Annotated in this window: 20 protein-coding genes and 1 tRNA gene; 12 read left to right on the plus strand and 9 right to left on the minus strand. The window is 29.9% G+C overall.

Features of this window, described 5'->3' with window-relative positions; genetic code table 11:
* Positions 1–5: 5 nt before the first annotated feature.
* From rpmB to EW14_RS04715, 5 genes are all read right to left on the minus strand, one after another.
* Positions 6–242, minus strand: a complete 237-nt coding sequence (rpmB, locus tag EW14_RS04695) for a 50S ribosomal protein L28 (protein WP_011376452.1) — start codon at positions 240–242, stop codon at positions 6–8.
* A gap of 39 nt (positions 243–281) precedes the next feature.
* Positions 282–2186 carry a molecular chaperone HtpG gene (gene htpG / locus EW14_RS04700; RefSeq protein ID WP_042850352.1) on the minus strand — a complete coding sequence of 635 codons (1905 nt, stop codon included), beginning with the start codon at positions 2184–2186 and terminating at the stop codon, positions 282–284.
* A gap of 117 nt (positions 2187–2303) precedes the next feature.
* Complete coding sequence (locus EW14_RS04705; RefSeq protein ID WP_042850354.1) at positions 2304–3455, minus strand: ATP phosphoribosyltransferase regulatory subunit; 1152 nt, start codon at positions 3453–3455, stop codon at positions 2304–2306.
* Between the two features lie 18 nt (positions 3456–3473).
* A complete protein-coding gene (locus tag EW14_RS04710) occupies positions 3474–4322 on the minus strand; it encodes an inositol monophosphatase family protein (RefSeq protein WP_042850355.1) in 849 nt (282 codons plus the stop codon).
* 5 nt (positions 4323–4327) lie between these two features.
* The gene (locus EW14_RS04715; RefSeq protein ID WP_042850356.1) at positions 4328–4702 is read right to left on the minus strand and encodes a 2Fe-2S iron-sulfur cluster-binding protein; all 375 of its coding nucleotides are present in this window, start codon (positions 4700–4702) and stop codon (positions 4328–4330) included.
* 49 nt (positions 4703–4751) lie between these two features.
* Between EW14_RS04715 and EW14_RS04720 the strand changes: the two genes are divergently transcribed.
* From EW14_RS04720 to EW14_RS04740, 5 genes are all read left to right on the plus strand, one after another.
* Positions 4752–4838, plus strand: a tRNA-Ser gene (locus EW14_RS04720).
* Positions 4839–5050: 212 nt separating this feature from the next.
* On the plus strand, positions 5051–7048 hold the full coding sequence (gene dnaK, locus EW14_RS04725; protein WP_042850358.1) for a molecular chaperone DnaK: 1998 nt from the start codon (positions 5051–5053) through the stop codon (positions 7046–7048).
* A complete protein-coding gene (locus tag EW14_RS04730) occupies positions 6999–7958 on the plus strand; it encodes a DnaJ domain-containing protein (protein WP_042850360.1) in 960 nt (319 codons plus the stop codon). The genes dnaK and EW14_RS04730 overlap by 50 nt, the downstream gene beginning before the upstream one ends.
* Positions 7959–7991: 33 nt before the next feature.
* Positions 7992–8375, plus strand: a complete 384-nt coding sequence (locus EW14_RS04735; protein ID WP_042850361.1) for a DUF3110 domain-containing protein — start codon at positions 7992–7994, stop codon at positions 8373–8375.
* Positions 8376–8412: 37 nt separating this feature from the next.
* The gene (locus EW14_RS04740) at positions 8413–8850 is read left to right on the plus strand and encodes a peptidylprolyl isomerase (RefSeq protein WP_042850362.1); all 438 of its coding nucleotides are present in this window, start codon (positions 8413–8415) and stop codon (positions 8848–8850) included.
* 4 nt (positions 8851–8854) lie between these two features.
* On the opposite strand, the gene ribBA is transcribed toward EW14_RS04740, so the two are convergent.
* Positions 8855–10579, minus strand: coding sequence for a bifunctional 3,4-dihydroxy-2-butanone-4-phosphate synthase/GTP cyclohydrolase II (gene ribBA, locus EW14_RS04745; protein WP_042850363.1), 1725 nt, complete (start codon positions 10577–10579; stop codon positions 8855–8857).
* An 88-nt stretch (positions 10580–10667) separates the two neighbouring features.
* Here ribBA and argC point away from each other — a divergent pair, with 88 nt between their 5' ends.
* Positions 10668–11723 carry an N-acetyl-gamma-glutamyl-phosphate reductase gene (argC, locus tag EW14_RS04750; protein WP_042850364.1) on the plus strand — a complete coding sequence of 352 codons (1056 nt, stop codon included), beginning with the start codon at positions 10668–10670 and terminating at the stop codon, positions 11721–11723.
* On the opposite strand, the gene purN is transcribed toward argC, so the two are convergent.
* Positions 11707–12363 carry a phosphoribosylglycinamide formyltransferase gene (purN, locus tag EW14_RS04755; RefSeq protein WP_042850365.1) on the minus strand — a complete coding sequence of 219 codons (657 nt, stop codon included), beginning with the start codon at positions 12361–12363 and terminating at the stop codon, positions 11707–11709. The two genes, argC and purN, sit on opposite strands and share 17 nt — an antisense overlap.
* 182 nt (positions 12364–12545) lie before the next feature.
* On the opposite strand from purN, the gene EW14_RS04760 reads away from it, so the two are divergent.
* Positions 12546–14129: a glucose-6-phosphate isomerase gene (locus EW14_RS04760; protein ID WP_042850366.1), complete on the plus strand. Its 1584-nt coding sequence runs from the start codon at positions 12546–12548 to the stop codon at positions 14127–14129.
* Here EW14_RS04760 and leuS read toward each other — a convergent pair.
* Positions 14126–16696, minus strand: a complete 2571-nt coding sequence (gene leuS, locus EW14_RS04765) for a leucine--tRNA ligase (protein WP_042850367.1) — start codon at positions 16694–16696, stop codon at positions 14126–14128. The two genes, EW14_RS04760 and leuS, sit on opposite strands and share 4 nt — an antisense overlap.
* A 107-nt stretch (positions 16697–16803) precedes the next feature.
* On the opposite strand from leuS, the gene dapF reads away from it, so the two are divergent.
* From dapF to EW14_RS04785, 4 genes are read left to right on the plus strand one after another with little or no spacing between them, the layout of a single operon-like run.
* Positions 16804–17664: a diaminopimelate epimerase gene (gene dapF / locus EW14_RS04770; protein ID WP_042850368.1), complete on the plus strand. Its 861-nt coding sequence runs from the start codon at positions 16804–16806 to the stop codon at positions 17662–17664.
* Positions 17664–18836 (plus strand): cysteine desulfurase family protein, encoded by a 1173-nt coding sequence (locus EW14_RS04775; RefSeq protein ID WP_042850369.1) that lies wholly within the window; start codon positions 17664–17666, stop codon positions 18834–18836. Before dapF ends, EW14_RS04775 begins: the two co-directional genes overlap by 1 nt.
* Positions 18836–19462 (plus strand): DUF1995 family protein, encoded by a 627-nt coding sequence (locus tag EW14_RS04780; RefSeq protein ID WP_042850370.1) that lies wholly within the window; start codon positions 18836–18838, stop codon positions 19460–19462. The genes EW14_RS04775 and EW14_RS04780 overlap by 1 nt, the downstream gene beginning before the upstream one ends.
* 7 nt (positions 19463–19469) lie before the next feature.
* Positions 19470–20687, plus strand: coding sequence for a D-alanyl-D-alanine carboxypeptidase (locus EW14_RS04785; protein ID WP_042850371.1), 1218 nt, complete (start codon positions 19470–19472; stop codon positions 20685–20687).
* Between the two features lie 8 nt (positions 20688–20695).
* Here EW14_RS04785 and coaD read toward each other — a convergent pair whose 3' ends face one another.
* Positions 20696–21169, minus strand: coding sequence for a pantetheine-phosphate adenylyltransferase (gene coaD / locus EW14_RS04790; RefSeq protein ID WP_042850373.1), 474 nt, complete (start codon positions 21167–21169; stop codon positions 20696–20698).
* A gap of 59 nt (positions 21170–21228) precedes the next feature.
* Between coaD and EW14_RS04795 the strand changes: the two genes are divergently transcribed.
* The gene (locus EW14_RS04795; protein ID WP_042850374.1) at positions 21229–21717 is read left to right on the plus strand and encodes a flavin reductase family protein; all 489 of its coding nucleotides are present in this window, start codon (positions 21229–21231) and stop codon (positions 21715–21717) included.
* The last annotated feature ends 1 nt before the right edge of the window (position 21718 follow it).

Genomic DNA, 21718 nt, shown 5'->3' on the forward strand with positions numbered 1-21718 from the left:
CAAATTTAGAATTTTTTTAAATCAACTCCATTTGATTTAGCAAATTTATCTAATCCCACTTTTTGTACAGATTTTAGTGCTTTGGTACTAATTTTTATATTTACCCATTTTTTGCCTTCTTCCCACCAAAGTCTTCTTTTTTGGAGATTAACTTGTTGTAATTTTTTTGTACGAATATGTGAGTGGCTTACAGCCATCCCATTATTAGCTTTTGCTCCAGTCAATTCGCAAACTCTTGACATGTTTTTTGAGTTATATCTTTAAAAATTTTAACACACGACTCAATTTGTTGAATTAAGCAATTCTGAAATTAATTCAGCGTTATTATTTTGTAAATTAATAATCTGTTCTTGATCTAATCCACCAACAGATAGTTTAGCCATATCGTAAACATGATTTGCAATTTTAGATGCCAGAGGATTTTCTATAGGGTCTTTTTTATCAATAATTATTTTATTGCTTGTGATTTTATTAAGACCAATAATAAGAGGATGTTCCTTGTTAATTAAAAGCACATGGTATTCTGGTAAGCTAGGCATCCTTTGTTCCATGTAAGCACCCATATCATTAATTCTTCTCATTTGCTCTGGAAGCAAGATCATCGCAGGTGGTGCGCCTTTACTTGAAAGTGACTGAACTTTAACTGTTACTTTCTCATTGTTAAGTGCTTTTACAATGGTATCTCTAAGATTTTCTGTATTTGATTTTCCATCTTTATCTACAATTTCTTTAGATTCATTTTCTTCTAGCTCATTTATTTCTGAATCAACTCTTTGGAACTGATAATCTTGGTTTTTACTTTCTAACCAAGGAAGAAATTGAGCATCAATTAAGGGATCTGATTTAATAACTTCTTTGTTATTTGATAAGCAGATGTTTAATGCGCTTGACTGAGCAATCGAATCTGAACAGTATATTATTTTTTTAGATTCAGTTATATTATTTCGTTCTTTGTAATTTGCCAAAGTTGTGAAATATTTTTCATTGGATTTAATAAGTGATTTATTTTCAATATCTTTAGTTACGTCTATTTCCGAATTTATGATCGTTTCAAAAATTATACTTTTATCTACTAAATCAGCAAATTTTTCATCTTCGATTGCACCAATTTTAATAAAAGCAGAGATAGAATCCCAAATTTCTGCATAAAATTCTGGAGAATTTTTTATCAAATCCTTCAATTTATTTGCGATTTTTTTTGAAATAAATGATGATATAGATCTTACTTTTCTATCTGTTTGTAATGCGCTTCTACTAACATTTAGCGGTATATCTGTAGAGTCAATTACTCCTCTTAGAGGTAAAAGATATTTTGGGACAATCTCTTTAATTGAATCACTTACGAATACTTGATTACAAAATAGTTTAATCTCTCCTTTTTCCCAATCAGCTCTACCAGACAACTTAGGGAAATACAATATCCCTTGTATGTCATACGGATAATCAGTATTTAGATGAATCCATAACAGTGGATCTCCCTGAAAAGGATAGAGATACTTATACAACTCAATATAATCTTCATCTTTTAATTCACTAGGTTGTTTTCTCCAAGGAGGATTTTTCTTATTAATTGTCTCACCTTCTAATAAGACATCTATTGGCATAAAATCACAATATTTTTTTATTAATGATTTAATCCTTTCAGGCTCTATAAACTCTTTTTCTTCGTCAAGTAGGTGCAGTATCACATCTGTACCAATTGTCTCCCTTTCTGACTCCTGTAACGTGAAATTTGGCGATCCATCACAAGACCATTTAAAAGCTTTTGATTCTCCAATTGCTGATTTAGTTAATATATCAACTCTATCCGCCACCATGAAACTCGAATAAAAACCAAGTCCAAAATGACCTATAAATTCATCGTTATCTTTTTTGTATTTTGTTAGAAATTCTTCTGCGCTAGAAAATGCTACTTGGTTTATGTACTTCTTAATTTCTTCATCGTTCATTCCAATTCCATTATCAGAAATAGTTAGAGTATTTTTTTCACGATCAATAGATATTTTTACTTGAGCTTCTTCAGTATTTTCGCAGTCCCCTGCCATAGAGGCCATTCTTCTTTTACTTATTGCGTCAACACTGTTACTAACAAGTTCTCTTAAAAAGATTTCATGGTCAGAATATACTGCCTTCTTGATAATTGGAAATATATTTTCGGTATTAATACGAATTTCGCCTTTTTCCATTTAAAAAAATCAAATATATTAAATACTATTTCCAAAAAACTAGTTAATCAAGTTTAATTAGGAGTATTGTCCGAACAATATATAAATTTAAAAACTTAAATATACTTTTAAAAGATTTTATTTAACCCAAAAAATCTCACTACAATTATTTTCTTTCATTATTTGATTTGCTTTAACCAAGTCATCACATGGATTTAAATATAAAACAGCAATATTTCCTCTTTTTTGTTGTTTTTTTTGTTCATTCATACCTTTTTCTAACATATAAGAATCTTTAAACATTAATAAAATCTTTTTATTATCTTTTTTTTCTTCTTTAATTAAATTTCTTAAAATGTCAATAGAAATTGTAAATCCAATCCCATTTAAGATTTTCTCATTAGGACTAAAGAATCTCACTAATTCATCATATCTTCCTCCTTTTGCTATTACGCTTTTATTTTTACCATCATCCCCTATTAATTGAAAAACTATTCCTTCATACAAATTCAAGTGAGGTTGAAAGGTGGGATCAAGTTGTAATTTAACTCCATATTTATTTGATATTTTTGATAATGTTTTAAATAAAAAATTTAAGTCATCTAATGTTTTACTAGTGCCATATGTACTTTTCAATTTTTTTAATATTGCAATTGGATCCCCTCTCGTGAATAAGAGATCTTTCAGAATATATTTATCATCTTCATTAATTTCTAATTTACATAAATTATCTTGATCAAAATTTACCAGACATTTCTTGATTTCTTCAAAATGATTATTTTTGTATTTATTCAATATTAAATCCATTATTTTTGTGGTGCTTACTAGTAGAAATAAATTACAACCATCTTTCAAATTAATATTATCGATTGCATCAAACAATATATTTATTACTTCAATTTCTGGGTATTTTGTATCATATCCAATTAATTCAATTCCGCTCTGCAGTTTTTCTTGTAACTTAAATGAATTTTTATTATTTTGTTTTTTATCAAAGACCATTCCATTAGTAAATAATCTTATAGGTCTTTTCTTATTTATTAACCTAGTAGATGACAATTTAACAATAGATGTTGTCATTTCTGGCCTAAGACATAATGAATTATTACTTACTATTCCCACAACCTGGTTTTCGTCAATAACGCCTCTGCCTTTTATCGTCTCTAAAGTATTAATAAATGAGGGTGAAACTTCTTCATAGCCCCACAGTTTATAAATACTATTTAAATTATTTATGATATTAGAGTTGTTTTTTACATCGACTAATTTAATTTCTTTTATATCTGTCATTTTGATATTTAACAAATTTTAAGTATAAAAATTTTTTTTAAATGGAGAAACTTTATCTAGTTCAATTTTTAATTCATTCTCAAGGCTGGGAGAACAAGCTAGGATTCTTCCAGAACTTAAATTAAATTCGCCTGATGGATAATCAGAAATAATACCACCAGCCTCTTTAACAATAATAGCACCGGCAGCTAAGTCCCATACCTCCAAGCCTCTTTCCCAGTACCCATCAACCTTACCTGCCGCAACAAATGCTAGATCAACTGCTGCCGCTCCTCCTCTTCTAACTCCTCTAGTTTTATGTGTTAAATAACAAAATTCGGCATAATTATTATCCTCAGTCTCAAATCTGTCATAAGAGAAACCTGTTACAAGTAGACTATCAGAAAGACTGGAAGGACTCGATACTTTAATCTCACTATCATTGCAGAATGATCCTAAACCAATAATGGCTGAATATAGTTCATTTAGATAAGGAACTGATATAGCCCCTATAATTGGCTTATTCTTATATACAAGACCAATAGAAGTTCCAAAAAAAGGATATCCATGGGAATAATTTGTTGTACCATCAAGTGGGTCTATACACCATGTTAAATCCGATGATTTGTTTAATTTCCCCGATTCCTCTGCATTAATAGATATGTTTGGAGTCTCATCTAATAAATATTCTTTTATTTTATTTTCAACTTCCAAATCTACATTCGTTACAAGATCACCCTTTCTACCTTTAGATGATATTTTCTGAATTTTATTGTAATTGATTTTTAGAATTTCATTACCAATTTGAGCGGAGTTTTTGGCTATTTCATACAAACTGGATAGGTTTACTTGATTTGCAAGTTCCTCTATTTCACTCAATTCAAACATGATAATTAATCTTCCTCAAATTCCCAGGGCGGAGCAACTCTTGTATTTCCCCTCCCAAAATATTGTCCAAATTGTAAATCATAAACTTCATCTTCATAGGTTGTTTCCACTTCGAGATCTGAAGTGGCTTTAGCGACACAAAGCAGTGCGTAACCTTTGTCTTTTAAGGCTTGAGATACACCCATGGCTTCAGGTTGTTCTAAAGTACCCGATTTTATTTTAACTGCACAACTTGTGCAGCAACCATTTCTACATGAAAATGCAAGTTTGAATCCTTTTTTTTCAAATTCCTTAAGTATGTACTCATCACTATTAACCTGCTCTTGGTAAACCTTTCCGGTATCCTTATTTTTAATCGTGACTGTGAAAGTCTTTTTCAAATAACTTTCCTCAAAAATGGGATGATAAAGGGTTAAAATGGTTATCTCGGGAGAGGTGGCCGAGTGGTTGAAGGCGCAGCACTGGAAATGCTGTATAGGGGCAACTTTATCGAGGGTTCGAATCCCTCTCTCTCCGTTTTATATTAGTTTATTTTAGTTAATTACATCAACAATTTTGTAATTAAAGGATTTTTAAAATAGATAGTAATCCTTTTGAGAAGTTATAAATAATCTTATTTATTTAAATAAAGTTGAAAATATTCGATTTTTACTATTATATGTAGATATCTAAGATATAAATTAATTAACTTTTTAGTGAATTTTGCTTTAATTTAGCGATCTAAAATCATGGGGCAAATAGTTGGAATTGATTTAGGTACTACTAACTCCGTTGTTGGAGTTATAGAAGCTGGTCGTCCAATTGTTATTGCAAATTCTGAAGGATCTAGAACTACACCTTCAATAGTTGGATTTACAAAAGACAAAGAAATAGTAATAGGAGACCAAGCCAGAAGACAACTTGTATTAAACCCAAAGAATACTTTTTATAACTTAAAAAGATTTATCGGTAGCGACTGGGACGAATTAGATGATACAAGTATTTCTGTTCCTTATAATGTAAAAGCAAATAATAGCGGAAGTGTTAGGGTCCTTAGTCCAAATACAGAAAGAGAGTATGCTCCAGAAGAATTAGTCAGCTCATTAATTAGAAAATTAATAAATGACGCTGAAACATATCTTGGGGATACGGTAGAGTCTGCTGTTATTACAGTCCCTGCTTATTTCAATGAATCTCAAAGGCAAGCTACAAAGGATTCTGCAATATTGGCTGGTATCAAAGTAGATAGAATTCTAAACGAGCCTACTGCAGCTGCTCTTGCTTATGGATTTGAAAAAAGTTCTTCTAATAATGTTTTAGTTTTTGATTTAGGGGGAGGTACATTTGATGTTTCATTATTAAAAATTTCTAATGGTGTATTTGATGTTAAAGCCACATGTGGAGATACCCAACTAGGAGGTAACAATTTTGACTCAAAAATAGTAGATTGGCTTGCTGAAAAATTTCTTGCTAAACATGAAATCGATCTAAGAAGGGATAGACAAGCATTACAGAGATTAACTGAGGCTGCCGAAAAAGCTAAATGTGAATTATCAGGATTACAAAAAACAAAAATATCTTTACCTTTTATCACCACAAGCAAAGAGGGGCCATTACATATTGAAGAGATCTTAGATAGAAAAACATTTGAATCATTATCTCAAGATCTATTAGATAGATTATTAGAGCCTGTGCAATTAGCATTAGAAGACTCTCGATGGAACGCAGAAGATATAGATGAGGTAGTTCTTGTCGGAGGTAGTACAAGAATTCCAATGGTTCAACAATTAGTTAAGACTCTTGTTCCTAATGATCCTTGTCAATCCGTTAATCCAGATGAAGTAGTTGCAATTGGTGCTGCGATACAATCCGGAATAATTAGTGGTGATTTACAAGATTTACTGCTAAATGATGTTACACCTCTTTCATTAGGTTTAGAAACAATTGGTGGTCTTATGAAGGTACTAATCCCTCGTAATACACCAATACCAGTTAGACAATCTGATGTTTTTAGTACTTCAGAAGCGAATCAATCTTCGGTTGTCGTTCAGGTAAGGCAGGGTGAAAGGCCTTTAGCCTCTGAAAATAAATCACTTGGAAAATTTAGATTATCAGGGATACCTCCAGCTCCTAGAGGAATCCCGCAAGTTCAGGTAGCTTTTGATATTGACGCTAATGGTCTTTTAGAAGTAAGCGCAACTGATAGAACAACTGGAAGAAAGCAAACAGTTTCAATTTCTGGAGGTTCTAATTTAAATGAACAAGAAATTAAATCGATTATTGAAGAAGCCAAATCAAAAGCTAATGAAGACAAAAAGATAAGATCTGTCATTGATAGAAAAAATAGTGCTTTAACTCTTATTGCACAAGCTGAGAGGAGACTTAGGGATGCTTCTTTAGAATTTGGACCTTATGGAGCCGAAAGACAACAAAGAGCTGTTGAATTAGCAATTCAAGATGTTGAAGACTATATAGATGATGATGATCCTCAAGAATTAGAAATTTCAGTAAGTTCTCTTCAAGAAGCATTATTTGGTTTAAACAGAAAATTTGCTGCAGAAAGAAAAACTGATAATAATCCATTACAGGGTATTAAAAATACATTTGGATCGTTAAAGGACGAATTGTTTTCAGATGACTATTGGGATGATGATCCTTGGGATAATCAAATGAATAGAAATTATAGAAATTCGAGGTATGGTAACTCTAGGGATGATGATCCATGGGACAATGACTATTTCCTCTAAAAAAGACTATTTGTCGATTTTGGGTTTATCCCCTGATTTTGACGATAAAGAACTTAAAAAGGCCTTTCGAAGAGAAGCAAGAAAATGGCACCCAGATTTAAATAAAAATGATCTTAATGCAGAAGAAAGATTTAAATTAATTAATGAAGCATACGAATGTCTTCGAGATCCCAAGAAAAGAAATAAGAGTTCAGATGAAAATAATCAAGATGATTACGAAAATATTAATTTCAAGACAGGTTTTCCTGATTTTCAAGAGTATCTTGATTCATTATTTGGATATGAATACACCGCAAAGAATTACGACAAATATGATAATGAATCATTTGAGGATGAGCCCATAAATATAGATAACGATGAATTCAATAATTATGAATACCCTACAACCTCTCCAGATGAGCCACCTCCAGTTAAGCTCGACCAAGATATTGAAACAATAATTGAATTAACTCCATATGAGGCCTTAAATGGAGCTTCAATTTTAATAGAGCTTGAAGATGAAACAGTTGTAGAAGTTGATACACCTCCTTTCGCTGGAGATGGATGGCGATTAAGACTTGAAAATATTGCAAGAGGAGGTAAAGATCATTATCTACAGTTAAAAGTTCAAACGGAAAGTGGTCTAAGAATTGATGGTTTAAGAGTTCTTTATAAATTAGAGTTATTTCCTCATGATGCTCTTCTTGGCTGTGCAGTAGAGGTTCCAACCCTTGATGGAAATGTCACACTTCAGGTGCCACCAAAATCATCTACGGGAAGAATGCTACGCTTGAAGGGTAGGGGTTTAACCTTTGAAGATAATGTAGGCGATCAATATGTTGAAATCTTGGTAGTGATACCTGCCGATATTAATGATGAAGAAATTGCTTTGTATACAAGATTACAAGAATTATCACTTTCTGATTCTTAAAAAATATTATAATGATAGAAAAATTTGATACTTATGAATATATTTGTTCTTTTATACAATTCAGGAACAGATAAGGAAGGAATTCATTCAATAGAGCTTAAAGGAAGGACTATTGTTCTTATGTTTGAAGATAAGGATGATGCAATAAGATATTGTGGTCTACTAGAAGCTCAAGATTTTCCTTTGCCAACAGTTGAAATGATCAACATGGAGGAAATAAAAGATTTCTGCAATAAATTGGATTATGAAAGCAAATTAGTAGAAAAAAATTTTGTACCTAAAACCGCTGAAGATAGGTTACTGATTTCACCACCCCAGAAAAACCTAGAAGTTGAGAATTGGGAGGAGGACAAAAATAATAATAAAGATAAATTTGATATTAATACCATTAAGGAAAACCTTGAAAAGTTGCTTTAGCTATTAATATATAAGTTAATTATTAAACCAATAAAACATGACAACTGCATTATTTGAGACAGAAGTTGGGAACATTAATATTGAATTTTTCTCTGATGACGCACCTAATACAGTTAAAAACTTCACGAAGTTGATTAGTGATGGTTTTTATGATGGTCTAGCATTTCACAGAGTTATTCCAGGATTTATGGCTCAGGGCGGATGTCCTAATACTCGTGATGGGGCATCTGGTATGCCAGGAACAGGAGGACCTGGATATAATATTAAATGTGAAATTAATTCCAATAAACATATAAAAGGTTCTCTTTCTATGGCTCATGCAGGAAAGGATACAGGTGGTAGTCAGTTTTTTATAGTTTATGAACCACAGCCTCATCTAGATGGAGTTCATACTGTTTTTGGTAAGACAGATGATATGGATGTTGTGCTAAAACTCACTAACGGTTCAAAAATTATTAAGGCAACTCTAAAGTAGTAATTTAGCCTTCAAAAACAATACTGAATGTCTCTTTATCTAGATTAAATTTTCTTGTAGAAGAATATAAGATTTCATTATTAATAGTGAATTTAGTATTTATTAGTTTGATACTACTTTTTGGGTGTAATGCTTGTTCAATATTTCTAGAAACAATAATTCCAATCTTTGTACTATTTTCATATGTGGATAAAAACTGAATAAATAATTCTATATTCTTTATTTCCTCATCATTAATATTGGAATTGGTTCTATTCTGATCATGTAAAATTCTCCATACTAATTTTGGTCGGTTCCAAAACGCCAATAATCTTGGACTACTTTCAAGTTTAATATTAATGTTTTGTTCACTACAGAATTTAATAACTTTATTTTTTATTGGAACTAAATCAATAGATTTATATTTTCCGTCAAGAAAAATTGATATAAATGGATCAATATTACTGGAATTAGAATTATCATCATCAATCATGTGGCCTAACTTTGTTTTTTTAACACTCAAATATTCTGCATTATTATCGTTTGGACAAATAACTAAAGGAACTCTCTCAATAACTTCTATTCCATAGCCACCTAGTCCGGCAATCTTTCTAGGATTGTTGGTTAGTAATTTTAATTTTTTTATACCTAAATCAGTCAAAATTTGTGCTCCAACTCCATAATTTCTGAGATCAGCTGGAAAACCTAATTTTTCATTAGCTTCTACAGTGTCTAATCCACCATCTTGTAAACTGTAAGCTTTTAATTTATTTATTAGACCAATACCTCTGCCTTCTTGTCTCAAGTAAACAACAACTCCTTCTTCCTCCTTTTCTATTCTTGATAAAGCAGCCTCTAACTGAGGTCTACAATCACAACGTAATGATCCAAAAGCATCCCCAGTTAAGCACTCTGAATGCATTCTTACTAGTACAGGTTCACTTAATTTCGATGATTTTTGTTTAACTAATGCAACGTGCTCTGAACCATCTAGTTCATTAACATATCCATAAGCTTTGAAATTACCAAAAATACTTGGAAGAATAGCATCAGATTTTCTAAATACAAATCTCTCAGTTTGAAACCGATAACTTATTAAATCAGCTATTGATATTAATTTCATTCCCCACTGTTTTGCATACTCTTTAAGTTGAGGAAGTCTTGACATAGAACCGTCAGGATTTTGTATTTCACAAATCACTCCAGCGGGATAAAGACCAGACATTGAGGCTATATCTACTGCCGCTTCGGTATGACCTGCCCTTTTTAATACTCCACCTTTTTTTGCTCTTAATGGAAAAATATGTCCTGGCCTCCTTAAATCATCAGGTTTTGTATTTGGGTTTATAGCAACTTGTATTGTCTTTGCCCTGTCTTCAGCGGAAATTCCGGTAGTAACATTATGTTCAGGTCCAGCATCAATTGATACTGTAAAAGCTGTTTGATTTTCATCTGTATTTCTGTCTACCATTAATGGTAAATCTAATGAATCAAGTTTCTCACCTTGCATTGCTAGGCATATAAGACCACGTCCCTCAGTAGCCATAAAATTAATTTGCTGTGGAGTTGCAAACTGAGCCGCGCAAATTAAATCTCCTTCATTTTCTCTTCGTTCATCATCTACAACAATTATGCATTCACCATTTCTTATAGCTGCCAACGCATCGCTAATAGGATCAAAATCAATTTTAAAAGATTCATTTATATCCAAAATTGTTCCATTATTTGATTTGGGACTTGTTTCTTTCATTATTCCTATCAATATAGAAAAATAGTGTTTTAGTTACCTTAAATTCAACACTTTATAATCCTATCTCAAAGTCTGCCAATTCAAAGAAATGAATGTTGCAATAGTAGGTGCTACTGGTTACGGCGGTATTCAAGCGGTAAATCTTCTAAAGAAAATTAAAAAATACAAAATTTCATTTTTAGGAGGTAATAAAACATCTGGATCAAAGTGGAATGATAATTTTCCTTTTATTTATCTAGATAATGATCCTTATATAGAAGAAATTTCCGTAGATAATATTTCAAAAAATGCAGATGTTGCTTTGCTTTGCTTACCAAATGGCCTTTCCTCAACGTTAACAAGAAAATTATTAGATCGAGGACTTAAAGTTATTGATTTATCTGCTGATTACAGATATAAGTCTTTAGATGAATGGAATAATGTATATTCCAAAGAAGCTGCTATTTATAAAAGGAATGATGATGATTTATGTAAAGAGGCAGTCTATGGTCTTCCTGAAATAAATAAGGAAGCCATTTCAAAAGGAAGATTAATTGCCTGTCCAGGATGCTACCCAACATCTGCTCTTATTCCATTAGTTCCTTATCTTTCTCAAGGAATTATTGAAAATGAAGGAATAGTGATTGATTCTAAAAGCGGAACTTCTGGAGGAGGTCGAGAACCAAACCAAAAGCTACTCTTATCAGAATGTGGTGAAGGCTTGTCAGCATATGGATTGATAAATCATAGACATACCTCGGAGATCGAGCAAGTAGCATCTATAATTTCTGGAAATAAAATTGAAGTGCTTTTTACACCTCATTTGGTTCCAATTTCAAGAGGTATGCATTCTACTATATATGGGAGATTAAGAGATCCAGGATTAACTTCTGATGATTGCAGAATACTTTTGGATAATTATTACAGAAATTTCAAAAATATTAAAGTATTACCTGTAGGTACATACCCTTCAACAAAATGGGTTAAAAATACAAACCAAATTTTCCTTTCTGTTAAAGTTGATATTCGAAATGGCAGGATTATTATTTTATCTGCAATTGATAATTTGTTAAAAGGTCAGACTGGGCAAGCAATTCAAAATTTAAACATTATGAGTGGAATTTCAATGGATGAAGGTCTTGATTTAACTAATAATTTTCCATAAAATTACTTCTTATCAAAAAACCAGCTTGAGAGATTGAGTGAGGTAAAATTTTATGCTCAAGCATTTGTATCCTTTTGGAAAGTGATTCAATATCATCATCATCTCTAATTGACAATGCAGCTTGCATTATTAATGATCCACTATCTACCTCCTCTTCTACAAAATGTACTGAACAGCCAGTAATTTTTGAACCATTTAATAAAGAGTCTTTTATCGCAGAACCACCTTTATATGCTGGAAGTAATGAGGGGTGAATATTTATTATCTTATTCTTAAATTTATTAATAAAAAATGGAGTAAAAATTTTCATCCAGCCTGCCATAACAACAAGTTCAACATCGTAATGAATTAAAGTATTTACAATTTCTAATTCAAAAGCTTCTTTTTGCAGAAAGTCTTTTCCTCTTATTATTTTGTGAGGTATTTTCTTCCTTTGAGCTCTTTTTATACAACCGGCTTCTTCTTTGTTAGTAATTAGAATTTTTATATCTATATCTAATTCTCCTTTTTCTGTGAGATTAATTAATTCCTGAAAGTTGGTTCCTTCCCCAGAAGCAAGTACACCTATTTTTAATTTTGGTGAAAATCTTCTAAACTCAGATATCTCAGGCGAAATTATGTAATTAAATGATCTATCCAAAGTTTTTTATTTTATCTAATAATAAATTCATATGAAATAAAAAAAACCCTCCTGTCTAAATATTTATATTCAAAAACATATTTATTTGAAGATAAATATTTAAACAAATTTAAATGATTCAAATCTATGTACTAGTCGTTTAGATATAATTAAATAATCAATAAAAGAAACAAATATATAAAATGAATGGAGATTTAAACTCTTGGGATAAATTTTGTAATTATCTTTGGTTTGATAAAAAATTAAATATTTGGTTAGACATAAGCAAAATTAATTTCTCAAATAAAGAGATTAAAATTTTAGAAGAGAAGTTTATAGATGTTTTTTCATCAATAAAAGAATTAGAAAATGGAGCAATCTCAAATATTGATGAAAATAGACAAGTTGGACATTATTGGCTTAGAAATCCATCCATTTCACCCTCTACAAAAATAGGAGAGGAAATTAGTGCAGATATTAATGCAATCTCTGAATTTGGAAAACAAATTTTAAATGGAGATATTAAGAATAAGAATAATGAGCATTATACTGATGTTCTATGGATAGGAATTGGTGGAAGTGGTCTAGGACCATTACTCATTACAGAGTCACTGCAGAAGTGCTCTAGAGGCTTAAATTTTTCTTATATCGATAATGTTGATCCTTTTTTAATTAGTGAAAAGTTAGAAGAGTTATCTGAAAAATTATCAACAACATTATTTGTAGTAGTAAGCAAATCAGGAGGTACGCCTGAACCTAGAATTGCTATGGAAATTATTAAAAGTTACTGCGAAAACAATTCTCTTGAATGGAATTCTAATGCTATAGCTATAACTATGAAAGATAGTAAGTTATATAAAAAAGCCACTTCTGAAAAATGGTTAAAAATATTTAATTTACAAGATTGGGTTGGAGGAAGAACTAGTATTACTAGTTCTGTGGGATTACTTCCATTAGCTCTAATTAATGAAAATATATCTGAATTTATTAGAGGTGCATCATTAATGGATGAGGCCACACGTATAAGTGATTTTAAAAATAATCCAGCAGCACTATTGTCATCCGCATGGTATTTAACTGGGGAGGGAATTGGAAAGAGAGATATGGTCGTATTACCTTATAGAGATAGGTTACAGGTATTTAGCAAATATCTCCAGCAATTAGTAATGGAATCATTAGGAAAGAAATTTAACAGGAATGGTGAAGTAGTTAATCAAGGTATTTCCGTTTTTGGTAATAAAGGATCTACAGATCAACATGCTTATGTTCAGCAATTGAGAGATGGTATTGATAATTTCTTTTGTATTTTTATTGAATTATTAGATTCTCCATCTATTAATATTTTTGATGAAAAAGAAAATCCTAAAGAATATCTTTCTGGTTTTTTGCAAGGAACCAGATCAGCACTCTCTAGTGAAAACAGACAAAGTATCACTATTACGTTAGAAAAGTTAAATTGTTTTTCACTAGGTGCCTTAATCGCTTTATTTGAGAGGGCTGTATCCTTCTACGCTGAATTGGTAAATATTAATGCTTATGATCAACCTGGAGTTGAAGCTGGAAAGAAAGCAGCCGCAAATATTATTGAGTATCAACAAAAAGTAAGTAATCTATTAGACGAAGGTGGAGAATATTCTATAAATGACATAACATCATTATTTGATAATTCAGTTAGTGAACCTATATTTTTCATACTCCGTGAAATGTGTTTCGGAAATGATAATTATTTAGTTAAGGGTGATTGGTCAAATCCAAATTCATTAGTTATTCAAAAAATAAATTCTTAAACAACAATATTCATAATTTTTCCTTTAACAATAATTATTTTTCTTATTTCCTTATTTTGTGTCCATTTTAATATGTTAGGTCTTTGAAGAGTAAATTCTTTAATTTGATCTTCACTTATATCATTATTAATATTTACTTTGTCTCTAACTTTTCCATTAACTTGTATTACTAGTTCATATGAATCTTCCTTTAGGGCTTCGGCATTAAATGAAGGCCAGTTTTCTAAATGCACAGAATTTTTAAATCCTATAAGATGCCATACTTCTTCTGCAATATGAGGTGCAAATGGAGCCAACAAAATACAAAATGTTTTTAAAGCCTCAATTTTTAAATTATTGTTTACATCATTAATGGAATTTGATAATGAATTATAAAACTTCATTAGTTCTGAAATCGCAGTATTAAATTGGTTATTTAATATGTCATTTGAAATTTCTTTTATAGCCATATTCATTGACTTTATTAAACTTTTTTCTTTATCTGGATAGGAATTAGATTTACTATTAATATCTTTTACACAATTTAAATAAAGCTTCCAAATCCTGCTTAAAAATCTAAATTGTCCCTCAACATCTGTATCTCCCCATTCCAAATCTTTTTCTGGTGGTGCTTTAAATAATATAAACATTCTTGCAGTATCTGCTCCATATTTTTTAATTACTGATTCAGGGTCTATTCCATTGTATTTAGACTTAGACATCTTCTCGAAAAGTACTTCGAGTTTAGAATTGTCAATTGGATCTGTAGGATTTGATAAGTCAGTAATATCGGAAGGAGAAACATATTTACCAGTTTTATTGTTTTTATATGCTGCGGACTGAACCATTCCTTGCGTTAATAGTTTTTTGAAAGGTTCATCAATATCAAATAGTTCATTATCTCTCAAAGCTTTAGTGAAAAATCTTGCATATAACAAATGCAATATTGCATGTTCTACTCCTCCAACATATTGATCTACAGGCAACCAATTATTAATTTCATTCTTTTCAAATGGCTTGGTTGAACATTTTGAAGATGGATATCTTAAAAAATACCAAGATGAACACATGAAAGTGTCCATAGTATCAGTTTCTTTTCTTGCTGCTATTCCACATTTTGGACATGTTGTATTTATCCAATTATTATTATCACCTAAAGCATTAATCTTGTTAGCGGAGATTTCTATATCTTTTGGTAATGCAACAGGCAAATCCGATTGGTTCAAAGGAACAGCTCCACATTTTTTGCAATTAACAATGGGTATCGGACATCCCCAATATCTTTGTCTTGATATTAACCAATCTCTTAAACGATATTGAATCTTATTTTCGGCCCATCCATTATTTACTCCCTCCTCCGAAATTTTTAATTTAGCAATAGTATTTGCTATACCATTGTATTGATTTGAATTAATTAGATATCCATTTTCTACATAAGCATTATCAAGCTCATTACTTTTTTCACTTTTATCCTTTACTATTACCTGTTTAATATCTATATTGTTTTTCTTAGCAAACTCAAAATCCCTTAAATCATGAGCAGGTACACCCATAACAGCACCTGTACCATATTCATCAAGTACATAACTAGACACCCAAATAGGTATAGGTTGGGAATTAACTGGATTTATTGCTATTAAGCTGGTTTTTATTCCAATTTTTTCAAGTTCATTGTTTTTATTTTTTTTCAAATATTGTTTAAGATTTTCTATATCTTGTATGGTTTTTTGATCAGTAATATTTTTAATTAATGAATGATTAACAGAAATTGCTAAATAAGTAACTCCAAATAAAGTATCAGGTCTTGTTGTGAATACTGTTATTATCTCTTTTGGATTAGTAATAATATTGAAATTAATATTTGTACCAATTGATTTTCCTATCCAATTATCTTGCATTATTTTTACTCTTTCTGGCCAGTTATCTAATTTTTCTAAATCCTTCAATAACTCATCCGCATAATTAGTAATCCTTAAAAACCATTGTTTTAATAATTTTTTTTCAACTAATGCCCCAGATCTCCAAGATTTACCTTCTGAGTCAACTTGTTCATTCGCTAAGACTGTATTATCTATAGGGTCCCAATTAACTTCTGATTCCTTTTGATATACAAGATCTGACTTGTATAACTCTAAAAATAGATATTGTGTCCAAATATAATAATCTTCATCACAAGTAGCAAGTTCCCTATCCCAATCAACTGACAGTCCCAAAAGCTTTAATTGTGACTTCATATGAGAAATATTTGTTTTAGTCCAGACACTTGGACTAATTCCTCTTTCAATCGCTGCATTCTCAGCAGGCAAACCAAAAGCGTCCCAACCCATTGGATGTAAAACAGATTTGCCCTTAAACCTTTGGAATCGAGCTATTAAGTCTGTAATAACATAATTCCTAACATGTCCCATATGAAGATTACCTGAAGGGTAGGGAAACATTGATAAGGCATAAAATTTATCACTATTATCGGTTAAATCATCTGTTTTATATAAATTATTTTCTGTCCATATTGACTGCCATTTTTTTTCTATTTCAGATGGATTATATAAATTGGTATCAGTCTCATATTGTTTATCGGGAGAAATCACTTAATTTTTATTTGTTAAATTATTATTTTAATATCCATTGTATAAAATAGAAATAGATTGTTAAAAGGAATAATTTATAATTAAAATTTAAAATATATTATCTACAAATGAAAAATATAACTTTTGAAAAATATCAAGGTAATGGAAATGATTTCGTGGTAATTGATTCTAGAGGAAATGATTTATATAAAAATTACAAGTCAAGTAAAATATTTGATATAAAACAAATTTGCAACAGGCAATTTGGTATTGGAGCAGATGGTGTAATTTTTATAGAAGAACCTAATGAAGATAATTATGCAAAAATGATAATTTTTAATTCTGACGGTTCTGAAGCACAAATGTGTGGAAACGGAATTAGGTGTTTAGTTGAGTATCTCCATGTAAATGATTCAATGAATAATAAAAATATAGAATATAAAATTGAGACAAAAGCAGGTTTAAAAATTGCTAAATATATAAATGATGAAATTACAGTAAAAATGGGAGTTCCAATTTTAGAATGTCAAAATATTCCAACAACAATTGAAAAAAAAATAAATTCAATACCTTCGCACGAATTTTTTGAGAAAGATTTTAATAATATGGGTTATGCCGTAGGAATGGGAAATCCTCATTTAATATTCTTTGTAAAAGACATAGAGTCAATTGTGCTTTCCAGACTTGGTCCTATATTTGAAAAAAATGAATTATTTCCTGAAAAAACTAATGTGCATTTTTGTCAAATTTTAAATAGAGATAATATCAAAGTAAAAGTATGGGAAAGGGGAGCAGGACCAACCTTGGCTTGTGGAACAGGTGCCTGTGCTATCCATGTAGCAGCTTATAAATTAGGCCTTTGCAATTCACAAACCATAGTAACTTTACCTGGCGGTAATCTTAAAATTGATTGGTCAAAAGACGATTGTGAAGTCATGATGACCGGTAATGCTAAAAAGGTTTTCTCTGGATCAATGTTAGTAAATTAATGGAAAATAATTTTATCTATTTAGATAATGCATCCACAACTCCATTATCTGAGAATGTTTTAAATATAATTAATTCAACTTACAGGAATTATTGGCATAACCCATCATCTACATATGAGCTAGGGATAAAATGCTCTACATATCTTGAAAAAATTAGATCTAAAATTGCTTATATATTTGAAGCAGAAGAAGAGGATATAATATTTACCTCTGGTTCTTCGGAATCGACAAATATTGTATTTAATAATATTTATGAGAACTTTAAAAGTGGTAGGGTGGTTATTTCTAATGTTGAACATCAAGCAACAACTATTTGTGCTAATAAATTAAGAAAACAAAATTGGGATATTTACGAATGGACGGTAAATAATGATGGAATTTTAAATATTTCTAATATTGAAAAAATTTTAAATAATGATACTAATCTTGTATCAATTATTTGGGGACAAAGTGAAATTGGGACAATACAACCTGTACAGTTTATTGGTTCCAAATGTGAAGAATTAAATATAATGTTTCATTTAGATGCAACTCAAATATTAAGTAATGGAATATTTAGTTGGAAAGATCTTAAATGTGATTTTTTAAGTTTATCTGCTCATAAATTTGGCGGTCCAAAAGGGATCGGTATTCTTTTAACAAAAGAAAAGTCTAGACAAATTTTAAAAAATAAAGACATATCACTTACTCAGGAATTTTCAATTAGACAAGGTACACAAGCTTTGCCATTAATTGCTGGAATGTATGAATCATTAAAGAATATTAAAGGGAAAATAAAATTATATGATTACATAACTGAATTTCCTTCTAATAAAATATATAAACTTAAAAATTATTTTTTTAAAAAAATTAATGATAATAATCATATAAAGATTACTGGTAGTATCAACCATAGACTTCCAAATCATATTTCGTTTCTACTATTAAATAAGTTTTTTGAGCCTATAAGGGCCTATAAGATTGTTAATTTCATGTCAGAAAATAAAATTGCAATAAGCAGTGGAAGTGCTTGTTCAAGCTCATCTGGGAAACCTAGCTCAACACTTAAAAATATTGGTTTAAAAGATGATGAACTATATTCAAATATTCGTGTTACTTTAGGTTCTATAAACAATAAGTCAGAAATAGATAAATTTTTAGAACTTATTCAAATATGTATTGACAAATTTTAATGGAAACCAACTATAGACTACCTAAAGATTTAAATGAATCTCTTAAGAATATGGAGGATGCAATTATTCCCAGTTTATTAGATTCAAATAAAAGATTTACTATAGAAATTAATTTTGAAGGATTGAAGTTTAACAGAATTGGAATAACTATCTACAAGATATTGTCTAAAAATAATAATGTATTCATTACATTTGCTGATCAAGGTGCTGTGGCTTTGGCTCAAAGAGACTATCCAGATATCAAAGATAAAATCTTTACTTTTAAATCATTTGATGAATCAAATAATATAAATAATATTGATAGTGCAATGATATCGATACTACCTCAGCCATATGATTTTGATTCATTTGAACCAATGTCTGATAATTATCAAGGTACGCATTATTCATTAAATCCAAAATTTGAAGATGCCAATATTGGTATAGGAAGTGTTATTAGAGAGCGACGTAAAAACTTTGTCAAAACATGGACAAATATTTATTTTCTTCAGCCTTTAAATAAAGCTGCTCTTATGCATATTTATCCAAATAACTGGTTGCTTTTCAAAGAAGAAAATAAAAGATATTTTTTTAAAAAAGAATTTGAATTTAAACCCGACAACGAATCTATTTTTGTAAATTTATAGATTTAATGTGATAAAAAAAATTTATTCATTTTTCTTAATTGTTCTTGTCTTAGTAACATCTCCTTTCTTAATAAGATATTTATTAGCAAATAAGAAAATAACTTTTTTAAATAGTATTTATTTTAATTTCCCGGGAATAATTACAAAAAACAAAATATGTCCTACTTATGATGCTTTATTGAATCAAACGCTTGATGATTCTTTTAGTGTATCAATTATTAATAATAAAGGGAAAATAATAAGTTCCTACAATGAGGATGTTCCAAGGTTGCCAGCATCTAATCAAAAATTATTTTCATCAGCTTATGTTCTAAGTAAATATAAATTAAATAATAATTTAAAAACTTCTTTATTTAAAGATAAAAACGATTATTATTTACACGGTCAAGGTGATCCAGATCTTAATTATGAACATATAATAGAACTAATTTCTAATGTTAAAGAAAATAAAATTATTAACTTTAATATTGTAGAAATTGATTCAAAATTATATTGGCCAAATGGTTGGACAAATACTGATAAACTTTACGAATACGGATCTCCAATTACATCTCTTGCAATAGAAAGTAATCATAATAAATATGATGATATTTATGCATTAAAAAATTTTATTAAAAATTATTTAAAAAATAAATTTCCAAATTCAAAAATATATATAGATTTATTTGATTCAGAAAAAACTTTTTATTTAAAAAATATTAAAGAGATAAATAAAATATATTCAACTCCAATTCTTTCTTTATTAACTCTAACAAATTCTGAAAGCCATAATTTTACAGCTGAATCTCTCTTTAAAAATGCCTCAAATACTTGGAACGATAATGACTATATAAAATTGAAAAGGTGGCTTGAAAATAAAGGCTTACCAGTATCTAATGCATACTTTGCAGATGCTAGTGGATTATCTCGAAAAAATAAAATTACAACAAAGTTAGTTGTATTGTTTTTAGATAAAATGAGATATTTTAATGATTTTAATGCTTATCAATCTACACTTTCAATTACGGGAGTAAGAGGAACATTAGCTAAAAGATTTGTAAATAGTGAACTATCTGGAAAGTTTTTTGGCAAAACTGGGACTCTTTCAAATGTCTTTGCATTATCTGGTTTTTTATATAAAAATGAAAAGCCAATAATTATAAGCATTATCCAAAATTCTAATAAAATTGATAAAGAAAAAGCTTTTAAATTATTACGTGATCTTTATTACTTGAAATCTTGTTAATAAAAATATTATTTAAAATATTCTTTTAAATCCCTCTCAACACAGGGGGGTACCATGTGATTAATTTCACCACCAAATTTTGCAACTTCTTTTACTAAAGAACTACTAAGAAAACTATAATTTGTATTTGTCGATAAAAATATAGTTTCAATATCATTATTAAGAGATTTATTTGTATGAGCAATCTGAAGTTCGTACTCAAAATCACTCATTGCTCTTAAGCCTCTAAGAATAAGATTAGCTTTTAGATCATTTGCACAATCAACAGTTAGACCAGAATAAGAAATAACTTCAATATTAGGTAAATGAGAAAGAGAATTTTTTATTTGTATTATTCTTCTTTCAAGATTAAATGTTGGTGTTTTAGAAGTATTTTCTAAAACAGCAACTACTAGATTGCCAAATATTTTTTCAGCCCTTTCTATTAAATCAAGATGTCCGTTTGTTAAAGGATCAAATGTACCTGGATAAAGAATTTTCATGAATTTATTATGATCGAATAAGAAATTTAGTTAAAATAAGATTATTAGATAAATCAATTATGACATTAAATCTAGAAGCAAAAAAAATCTTATTAAGAAAAATACCTCATGGATTATTTATTTGTGGCGTTAAAGACGAGGATAAAAATGAAGTGAATGGATTTACTGCAAGTTGGGTGACTCAAGGTTCCTTCACCCCACCATTAGTTGTAATGGCTGTTAGAGCAGAGGGTTCTAGTCATGAAATAATAAAGTCCACCAATAAGTTCTCATTAAATGTGCTCAAAAGTGATCAAAAGGATCTAGCAGCTGTTTTCTTTAAACCTCAAAAAGCCTTAGGAGGTAGATTTGAATCTGTTGAATTTAATTTAGGTGAGCTTGGATTGCCTATTTTAGTTGATAGTGTTGGTGGAGTTGAATGTAATGTTGTTGGAAGTGTTATGCATGGAGACCATACCGTTTTTGTAGGAGAGGTTCAATCTGCTTATCTGAATAATGATGTTGACTCACTAAATTTATCTTCAACTGGCTGGAATTATGGAGGGTAAT

It is taken from the genome of Prochlorococcus sp. MIT 0604 (assembly GCF_000757845.1).
In the GTDB taxonomy this organism is placed as follows: domain Bacteria; phylum Cyanobacteriota; class Cyanobacteriia; order PCC-6307; family Cyanobiaceae; genus Prochlorococcus_A.